The sequence below is a fragment of the Parapedobacter sp. SGR-10 genome, assembly GCF_011030405.1.
Lineage (GTDB): Bacteria > Bacteroidota > Bacteroidia > Sphingobacteriales > Sphingobacteriaceae > Sphingobacterium.
Genome location: NZ_JAAJTJ010000008.1, coordinates 141,273 through 151,590 on the forward strand (window position 1 = coordinate 141,273; position 10,318 = coordinate 151,590).

Genomic DNA, 10,318 nt, shown 5'->3' on the forward strand with positions numbered 1-10,318 from the left:
GTTTTTGTTTTTTGTGCTTCCGTGTTTTTTTAACTACGGATCTTTTTACTAAGTGCTTGCAATTGATTGGTAATATATTCCACTTGATTTCTTAGTTTCGTATAATTTTCCACTGTAAGGAAATCCAAATCGACAGATAGAATCAGAAAATTTATTACTTCTATCGCAGAGGAATAAGCTTGATTCAAAAACCTTAACTTATCCTTATTTCCTGCCCTGGACATTCCTTCCGCAATATTCGCTGCTATACTTGTAGTCGCTCTTCTCAATTGCGAAGTTACCCCGAATTGTTCTTGACTAGGGAAATCCGCAGTATCTATATACATGTCTTTCACCAGAGTTCTGGCATTCTGCCAAACGGATAGCTTTTCGAAGTAGAATTCATGCATTTTATTTGTGTTTTTGTGCTTTTATGGTTTTGTTGTTTTGTGTTTTTGCGAAAGACCAGAAAAACAAACAGCGAAAAAACAATCATTTTAAATTATCCCAATACCACTTGACGGCTTCGCGCAATCCGTCGGCTATCTTGTGCGTCGGTTCGTAACCCAGCAATTGTCTAGCCTTATCTACAGAAGCCAACGAGTGCGGGATATCGCCCTGCCGGTTTGGGCCGTGCATGACGGGCACATTTGCAATCTGAGGGTCGTATTCGGCCAAAAACTCTTTCAAATATTCTACCAACTGATTCAATGTAGTCCTGTCTCCTACGGCTGTATTGTACACGGTATTGATGGCTTCAGGTTTATCGGTCAGCATCGCACGTTCATTCATCTGAATGACGTTGTCAATATACGTAAAATCCCGGGAATAATCCCCAGCCCCGTTGATAATCGGCGATTCGTGCCGCATGAGCTGCATGACAAATTTGGGTATCACAGCCGCATAGGCCCCGTTGGGATCCTGACGACGGCCGAACACATTGAAGTAGCGCAGGCCAATAGTCTCAATCCCGTAGGTTCTGGAGAATATCTCGGCATAGAGTTCGTTGACATACTTGGTAATGGCGTATGGGGAAAGCGGTTTGCCGATGATATGCTCTACCTTGGGCATATTTTCCGAATCACCGTAGGTAGAGGAAGATGCCGCGTAGATAAAACGCTTGACGCCTGCATCACGCGCGGCCACGAGCATATTAAGGAAACCGGATACATTGACCTCATTAGTAGTCTGGGGATCTTTGATGGATCGTGGTACAGAACCCAGTGCAGCCTGATGTAGGACATAATCTACACCTTGCACGGCATGTTCACAATCGGTCGTATTACGGATATCGCCTTCTATCAATGTAAAATCAGGATTTCCTTCATGCTGCACAATATTATGGCGATGGCCTGTTGCAAAATTATCCAACACAACAACACTATGCCCTTTATCTAAAAAGTACGCTGTCAAGTTGGACCCAATAAATCCGGCACCTCCGGTAATTAATATTTTACTCATCCCTTATATATAATCTTTATGTGTATTCTGTTACCTGGTTCGTATTTAAAGTTTAACTGTTTAATGTTTAATCGTAATTCGTAAATCGTAAATCGTAATTCGTTATTCACTGTCAAACTCTCCTCTAACCCCTTACTTAACCAAGTCCTCCTCTTGTTTATATAATACAATCTTGGTCTTCACGTGTTCCGGTTGCTGCGTGTGCACAGTTACCTTCTTGCCGATCAGTTTCCCGGCCTTCTCCGCCGCCTGCAATAAATATGCCGAATCGATGCCTCCCCCGGTCACGAGCACTTCGATATGCCCGGAATCTATGCCCTGGGCATAATCGCCGAGCAGGGCGACCTCCCTGACATCTCCTGCGCGTTCGAAGACCTGATCGACGACCTGGTCTATACCCAGAAAGTTATGGATCAGGCTCTGCAAAGAAGAAAAAAGACTGTGATGGATATTGGCACGGTATACGACTTTATGATCCTGCTGCTCGCGCAAGAGATACCCTGCTTCGGACAGCTGGTTCAATTCCCTGCGTATAGCATTGGTAGATTCGTTGAATTCGTCTGCAATACCTCTTAGGTAACCTCGATTGCTGGCCGAAACAAAAAATTTGATCAGCAACTTTAATCGTGTCTTGGATGTAAACAAAACTTCAAGCATAGCAAATTTTTGCGATGAGTAACAAATGTACTCGTTTGGTTTGGGAAAAGCAAGTTTTTTCTGAAGCCTGTACTCGCCGTGGCGCTGTGGTATGCTATCCCTCTCATTGAGGCTACCGTGTACCCACATCTTTATATTATTCTGATTTACAGAAATATACATATCTGGTTTGCAATATACTTATTTTATTGATACCGTTGTTAATCACTGTCCCCCTCTCCGAGGGGGTAGGGGGAGGCTGATTATGTAAATCATTATCTATAAGCTTTTTATATTATTTACCCTCCCCCTACCCCCTCCAAAGGGGGATATCGTTCTACAATGTTATTGCTATAACAAAAACATTGCAAGCAACAACTGGAAATACCATATTCCATGAATTTAAATTGTGGGTACACGATAGCTCTCCAAAGGGGGACAGTGACCTATCACAGCCCTGCTTATGCAAAATATCTACAAATAATGAGCTAAATGTGACAAAGATATTTAAAGTAGAAATTCGTAGTGACTATGTTGAATACGATCAATAGTAAAGGGGCTTCTATTTGCCTACCGGATCTTCACCAGATACTCCCCATACCCGGATTTGCGGAGCGGTTCGGCAATGCGGATCAATTGCTCCCTGTCAATGTACCCCATGCGATAGGCAACTTCTTCAATGGCTCCTATCTTTAACCCTTGCCGCTCTTCGATGACCTGCACAAACTGTGCAGCCTGCATCAGGGACTGTACCGTACCGGTATCCAGCCAAGCTGTGCCACGGTCAAAGACCCTTACCTTCAGCTTCTGCCGTTTGAGATATTCTTTGTTCACATCCGTGATTTCCAATTCGTCCCGATGAGACGGCTTTATACTTTTAGCTATCTGTACCACCTCGTTGTCATAGAAATATAATCCGGGAACTGCATAATTCGACTTTGGTTCTGTAGGTTTCTCCGCTATCGAAACGACATTTTTATCCTTATCAAATTCGACCACACCATAGCGTTCGGGGTCATGCACGGGATAGGCAAAGATGATGCCACCATCCGGGTCCACACAAGACTGCAACAACTTGGACATGCCTGAGCCATAGAAAATATTGTCACCGAGAATCAAAGCAACCTTATCCTTGCCTATAAACTCTTCTCCCAGGATAAAAGCCTGCGCCAGACCTCCGGGCGAGGGTTGCTCCTTATACGAGAATGTACAACCTATCTGCGAACCATCGCCCAATAGCTTCTGAAAATTGGGCAAGTCCTGTGGTGTAGAAATAATCAATATCTCGTTGATCCCTGCCAACATCAGGGTAGACAAGGGATAATAGATCATTGGCTTATCGTACACAGGCATCAGTTGCTTGGAAACGGCAAGTGTCAAAGGGTGTAAGCGTGTACCAGAGCCTCCGGCGAGTATTATTCCTTTCATTGTTTTAATATTACAGATTGGATATCAATACCGCTAAATTAATTATTAGCCTTGGAAATTGCTATTTATTAAGGTTTAATTGTTTAAATGCTTAACTGTTTAATCGTATACCTATCCCTCGACAACTTTCATAACCAATTAACCTTTAACCATTTAAGGCTTAATCGATCAATCGTCAATCCAAAATTCAAAATCGTAAATCCTACCAACTCTCCACTCTCCACTATCAACTCTCCACTATCAACTCTCCACTGTCCTCTAACCCTTCACCTAAGCGCACGGATACACAGGTATTTTCCGAAAGGAACGACCTTCTTATCGCTAAGGTAGAGTTTCCCGCCCACATAGATATATTCTTTATGGTCCTTACAGGCCCGTTCCGTTTCGCAATCGGACATCCGAATCCCAATCGACAAGAGCTTTGTATCAATTTTGCCGGGTGTATTGACCTCAAAGAGCAGGCTGTTGAAATACTTGATATGGATATCTTTGCTTTTACTCTTCAATTGGGATACATATACGCTTCGCAATTCGGGAGCGTACTCTTTCAGCTCCAGGATCAGCGATCCGTGCATACGATGGCTACCGGACCGTTCCTTGGCCAGCAAGACAGAAACATGCATATCCAGATAACGGTCAAAATTACGACGCAGCATATAGCGTTTCCGTTTCACAAGAAACAGTACAAGCCCCGATAGAAAGACCAATGAAATCAGGTAGTTCATATATAGATATTGGTTTGTTTGGTATATCTACACCAAACTTATATAAATTCCTTTTCATATGCAAGATAATTCTACTGTATACAAAAAGAATTATGTATGAGTACTTATTTCAGGCTAGCAAAGGTTTTGATCCTTTCTTTCGTAGAGACGCAATATCCCCGAAAATTCGGGACAAGCTTTGCGTCTCCACATTGAAACATCCCGATTTATACAGTTTTTTGTACTTTTGTGGCAAAACAGTCCTTTCGTGAATATTCAAGACATCCTACATCGCTATACCGAACTCGAACAGATCCGTACACTGGTTCAAACCCTACAGGCCAAAAACACAAAAATACACCTCAAGGGCTTGGTAGGTTCGGCGGATGCTGTGGTTGCGGCCGCGGCCTATCAACTACAGGTAAGGCCCTATATCTTTGTCTTGCCTACGCACGAAGAAGCTTCCTATTTTTTGAGTGATCTGGAAAGCTTGTTTGACAAGCAAATCCTATTTTTTCCGGCATCCTACCGCAAGGCATTTGAGTTTACCCAGCTGGATAGTGCACATGTGCTGCAACGTGCAGAAACGCTCAGCGCTTTAAACCATGATTCCGAACTGCCCAAGATCGTGGTGACCTATCCCGAAGCCATTGCCGAAAAGGTCATCAATCGCGCAGATCTGGAAAAAAACACATTGGAGATCACCGAAAACACGCAGGTAGACATTGATTTTATCAATGAGTTCCTGTACGAATACGATTTTGAACGGGTCGATTTTGTCTACGAACCGGGACAGTTTGCCATTCGTGGAGGGATCGTGGACATCTTCTCCTTCTCCAATGACCTGCCCTACCGCATCGAGTTTTTTGGTGATGAAATAGAAAGTATCCGCACATTTGATATCGAGAGCCAACTGTCGGTCAGCAAGATACATGCCGTGACCATCGTGCCCAATGTGCAGGCCAAGTTCCTGAGCAACAACCACATTTCCTTGTTGGAGTATATCGATCAGCATGCTGTAGTATGGCTTAAGGACACCCAATATACGCTTGATATTATCCGTGATGGGTATAAAACGGCTTCCCGGTTTTGGAAAGCGCTATCCGAAAAAGATCTTAAAAACAATCCCGAATGGATCGATCCACGTTTTATTTTCTCGGATGACAAGAATTTTGGCGCGCTTCTTTTCGAATTTCCGGTTGTCGAATTTGGCAAACAGTATTTCTATCGTGCAGATGCATCTTTCGTATTCGATACACATCCTCAACCCTCCTTCAACAAGGACTTCAATCTATTGGCCCACAACTTCAAACAGAACGAGGGTCAAAAAATTGCCAACCTGATCTTTTCGGATTCGACCAAACAGATCGAACGTATCTATGCGATATTGGAGGATCTGGACAAGTCGGTTACATTTACGCCTATCTATAAGCCTCTACGTGAAGGATTTCGGGATGACCAACTCCGGTTGGCTTGCTATACCGACCACCAGATATTTGATCGATACTACAAATATAAACGCAAGAAAGGTTACGAACGTTCGCAAGCTATTACGCTTAAAGAACTCCGTGACCTCAAACCGGGAGACTACATCACCCATATCGACCACGGTGTAGGCAAATATGCAGGTCTGGAAAAAGTCGACGTCAATGGCAAACCGCAGGAGATGATTCGCCTGGTCTATGCAGACAATGACTTGCTCTATGTCAATATCAACTCCCTCAACCGCATATCCAAATATTCGGGCAAGGAAGGCTCCGTCCCCAAGATGAACAAGCTAGGAACAGATGCCTGGGATAAGTTGAAGAAGACCACCAAAAAGAAGGTCAAGGACATCGCACGCGACCTGATCAAGCTCTATGCTAAACGCAAAGCACAGACGGGTTTTGCTTTCCATCCAGACACCTATCTGCAAAAGGAACTGGAAGCTTCGTTTATCTATGAAGATACACCCGACCAGGAGAGGGCAACCAGCGATGTCAAGAGAGATATGGAAAGCCCGCACCCTATGGATAGGCTGATCTGCGGAGACGTAGGCTTTGGCAAGACAGAAGTGGCCATACGCGCGGCTTTCAAGGCTGTGGCGGATAGCAAACAGGTCGCTGTCTTGGTACCAACGACCATCTTGGCCTTGCAGCATCATCGTACCTTTGCCGAGAGACTCAAGGGAATGCCTGCAAATATCGATTACATCAACCGTTTCAAGACGTCCAAGCAGATCAAGGAAACCCTCAAGAACCTCGAAGAAGGAAAGATAGATATCATTATCGGTACACATCGCCTGGTCAGCAAAGACGTCAAGTTCAAGGATCTGGGTCTCATGATCATCGATGAGGAACAAAAATTCGGTGTGTCTGTCAAAGAGAAATTGAAGATCATGCGGGCTAATGTGGATTCGCTGACCCTGACCGCTACGCCGATACCTCGAACCCTTCATTTCTCTCTCATGGGTGCACGGGATTTGAGTATAATATCCACACCACCACCCAACCGACAACCCGTACAGACCGAATTGCACGTCTTCAACGAAACATTGATACAGGAAGCTGTGTCATTTGAGCTGGAGCGGGGAGGGCAGGTATTCTTTATCCACAATCGGGTGGCCGACCTGCCACAACTGGGTGCGATGATACAAAAACTGGTGCCGGGAGCTCGTGTAGGGGTAGCGCATGGACAGCTGGAAGGTGATGATCTGGAAAACGTCATGCTCAAATTTATCGATCACGAATACGACGTGCTCGTGGCCACAACCATCATCGAGGCAGGTCTGGATATTCCCAATGCCAATACCATTATCATCAACCATGCCCATATGTTTGGTCTCAGCGACCTGCACCAGATGCGGGGACGGGTGGGCCGTTCCAACAAGAAAGCCTTCTGTTATCTGTTGAGTCCACCCTTGTCGACACTGACCAACGAAGCCTACAAGCGTTTGTCAGCCATTGAGGAATTTTCCGAATTGGGGTCCGGCTTTAATGTAGCCATGCGCGACCTGGACATACGTGGTTCGGGCAACCTGTTGGGTGCCGAACAGTCAGGTTTTATTGCTGAGATCGGTTTTGAAATGTACAACAAGATCCTCGACGAAGCTGTGCAGGAACTGAAAGAAGATGAATTTGGCGAACTGTTTGCCGATGACCAAAACCGTAAATACGTGTCTTTCACACAGATCGACACTGATCTGGAAGTGTTGATCCCGGACGAATATGTGACCAATATTGGAGAACGTTACAACCTGTACAATGAAATCGCCAAATTGGAGAACGAGGAACAACTCGCTGATTTTGAAAAATCGCTCGAAGATCGTTTCGGGCCTTTACCTCCTCAAGTATTCGAGCTCTTCAATACGTTGCGTTTACAATGGCTGGGTAAGGAGATCGGTTTTGAAAAGATTTCGTTCAAAAAGAATACGTTGAAAGGATTCTTTGTCAATAATCCCAAATCAAGCTATTTTGAATCGGATCAATTTGGCAAGGTACTAGCCTTTGCACAGGCACATCCAAGTATCAGTAACCTCAAGGAAGTCAAGGGACAGTTGCGCATCGCCATCAGCAATGTAAACAGTATCGAGTATGCACTGAATCTGTTAAAGGAGATGGTGTAATAGGGTACAGGTAAGGTAGGCTTATTTTTATGTGTAAGATAAACGGAGGATTCAATACGACAGTTCTCTTTCGCCTCTATGCCGGCGGGGCATCCGACTTGGAAAGGGCCCAAGTCGGCAAGGCCCTTTGTCCAATCAATGTGGTCTGTCGCACAGGCCAGCGCTCACGGCAACAGATACCGTCAAGGCTGGGAAGAATTCCGAAGCCTTAAGATGGGGCTTCGGAAATATCCCCTAGGCCTTGTCCATCCCACAGCCCCGGTATCTGCTGCCGTCTGCCACCACTTGTGATTGGACGGGCTGCATTCTACAACGGATATTTTCTTTCTGCATATAACGTACTGATCTGCAAGCAAGGCGAATCCGTATTAGACAGCGTTCGTCCATTTCATCAGCATTGGGAAGAATAGCCCTGCAACGGGAGGCTGTGTGGTGGGATGCCCCTAGCTCCGTTCAGTTTTGTTGAAGGGTTCGTGTGCAAAGGCTCTAGGGAGACAAAACCAAGGGCAGCAGTTGCTGGGCTATTGAGCGTTGGAATTGTGGGACAAGATGCCTTGAAATGGGCAAAAGGTTTTGGTCCTTTTGCCTTACAAAAGGACTAGGCCCGTCTGGCCATGAAGACGGAGAGGCAGTGGGGTGGAAAAAAACAGAATCTAGGTGTATAAAACATTCCTCCTTTTTAATATACCATCCCTTTAACAAAACCAAACAGTTTTGCGTTAGCTTTCTTTCAAAAAGAATATCATTTCAATAGACTATTGCGTAACTTTGAAAAAATATTCATCATGTCAAAGCTAGAAACCTCTTTAATCCACGAGGGAGAACAATTCAATACAACAAATTCCGTCGTAGCCCCTATCTATCAGACCTCGACTTATTTTGCAGATGAAGACATCGCTTCCTTTGCGCATGCAGCCACTGCTCCAAAATATCCCGAATTTTACCATCGGCACGGCAATCCTACCAACAGTCAGGTGGCAGCCGTGATTGCCAGGCTCGAAAAAACTGAAGACGCCTTGGTCTTAGCCACGGGTATGGCTGCGATCAGCACGGCTATGCTAGCCGCGGTACAGGCCGGAGACCATGTCATCATCCAGTACGCGCACTATTCGGCTGTACTTATGTTTGCCCGCGAATTTTTGCAACAATATGGCGTCGAAGTCTCCCACGTAGACCAAACGGACAACGCAGCTTTTGAAAAAGCCATACGCCCAAACACCAAATTGATCTATATCGAGACCCCGTCCAATCCCAACCTGGATATCACCGATCTTGAATTTATCGGAAAGTTGGGACGTGACAAAGGTATCATGACCATGATCGACAACACTTTCGCTTCCCCGATCAACCAAACCCCTACCGACTATGGCATCGATGTCGTCGTACACAGTGCAACGAAATATCTCGGTGGGCATAGTGACCTGACGGCCGGGGCGATCTGTGGGACCAAGGACTTTGTCGAGAAGGCCTGGCGCCGTTCGCTGGTCTTGGGAGCATCTTTGAGCCCATTCGACTCCTGGTTATTGTTGCGGGGATTGAAAACCCTGGCCTTGCGTGTACGTCAGATCAATGAGAATGCACTAACGCTTGCACAGTGGTTGACGAAACAACCTTTGATCCAGAAAGTAAACTATGTGGGCCTTCCTTCACATCCACAACATGAGCTTGCTAAAAAACAAATGCACGGATTTACAGGGATGCTCTGTATTGAGGTTGCCGGAGACAATGATGCCGTACAATTTGAACGGGCACAACATATCCTCAATAATCTCAACGTATTCAGCAATGCCGTCAGCTTGGGAGGTGTAGAATCCCTGATCGCGCATCCTGCCAGTATGTGGGGTGCAAGCCAGACCGAAGAACAACGCAAAAAATCCGACATAACTACCGGATTATTACGTATTTCGGTCGGTATCGAACATATCGATGATTTGATTGCCGATTTTGAACAGGCGTTTAAGAAAATTTAATGATTATTTTTGTAGAGACGCAAGATTTTGCGTCTCTACTCGCAATCACCATGATTAATCAAATAATCAATACAAAAACATGAAGACCACTCTTCTTACGCTGTGTTTTTTCCTTTCTCTTGGTATCCTATCCGCTCAAGAGCAGCCCGTCGTGATGGAGTGGATCGTAGATGGTGAGACCCGACAGGCACTGGCTTATATCCCTGCATCTGCCAAAACAGGGCCTACACCTGTTGTTTTTGCCTTTCATGGTCATGGAGGCACCATGCATAGGGCCTTTCAGCAAAGAAACTTCCATCAGCTATGGCCCGAATCGATCTTTATTTGTCCACAAGGACTGAATACTCCCGGTCTCCTTACCGATCCTGAAGGTAAAAAAAGTGGATGGGTCATGGATGATAAGACTGACGCTAACCGGGATATACAGTTCGTCGATGCTATGTTGAAAACCGTACGAGCCAATTATAAGATTGATAATAGCAGGGTTTATGCTACCGGACACTCGAACGGAGGAGGTTTTACCTATCTGTTATGGG

8 protein-coding genes are annotated in these 10,318 nt (G+C 45.3%); 3 read left to right on the forward strand and 5 right to left on the reverse strand.

Annotated elements, in window-relative coordinates; genetic code table 11:
* Nucleotides 1-29: 29 nt before the first annotated feature.
* From G5B00_RS08510 to G5B00_RS08530, 5 genes are all read right to left on the reverse strand, one after another.
* Entirely contained in the window at nt 30-389 is a 360-nt protein-coding gene (locus tag G5B00_RS08510) for a four helix bundle protein (RefSeq protein WP_163873459.1), read from the reverse strand.
* A gap of 82 nt (nt 390-471) precedes the next feature.
* The gene (locus G5B00_RS08515) at nt 472-1,440 is read right to left on the reverse strand and encodes an SDR family oxidoreductase (RefSeq protein ID WP_163873462.1); all 969 of its coding nucleotides are present in this window, start codon (nt 1,438-1,440) and stop codon (nt 472-474) included.
* A gap of 132 nt (nt 1,441-1,572) precedes the next feature.
* Nucleotides 1,573-2,259 (reverse strand): ArsR family transcriptional regulator, encoded by a 687-nt coding sequence (locus tag G5B00_RS08520; RefSeq protein ID WP_240894427.1) that lies wholly within the window; start codon nt 2,257-2,259, stop codon nt 1,573-1,575.
* Nucleotides 2,260-2,646: 387 nt separating this feature from the next.
* Entirely contained in the window at nt 2,647-3,504 is an 858-nt protein-coding gene (gene rfbA, locus G5B00_RS08525) for a glucose-1-phosphate thymidylyltransferase RfbA (RefSeq protein WP_163873465.1), read from the reverse strand.
* A 266-nt stretch (nt 3,505-3,770) separates the two neighbouring features.
* A complete protein-coding gene (locus G5B00_RS08530; RefSeq protein WP_163873467.1) occupies nt 3,771-4,229 on the reverse strand; it encodes a hypothetical protein in 459 nt (152 codons plus the stop codon).
* Nucleotides 4,230-4,476: 247 nt separating this feature from the next.
* Between G5B00_RS08530 and mfd the strand changes: the two genes are divergently transcribed.
* From mfd to G5B00_RS08550, 3 genes are all read left to right on the forward strand, one after another.
* Nucleotides 4,477-7,812 (forward strand): transcription-repair coupling factor, encoded by a 3,336-nt coding sequence (mfd, locus tag G5B00_RS08535; RefSeq protein ID WP_163873470.1) that lies wholly within the window; start codon nt 4,477-4,479, stop codon nt 7,810-7,812.
* Between the two features lie 785 nt (nt 7,813-8,597).
* The gene (locus G5B00_RS08545; RefSeq protein WP_163873476.1) at nt 8,598-9,782 is read left to right on the forward strand and encodes a trans-sulfuration enzyme family protein; all 1,185 of its coding nucleotides are present in this window, start codon (nt 8,598-8,600) and stop codon (nt 9,780-9,782) included.
* Nucleotides 9,783-9,861: 79 nt separating this feature from the next.
* Nucleotides 9,862-10,318: alpha/beta hydrolase family esterase (locus G5B00_RS08550; RefSeq protein WP_410510765.1), on the forward strand; the 457-nt coding region annotated here is incomplete at its 3' end.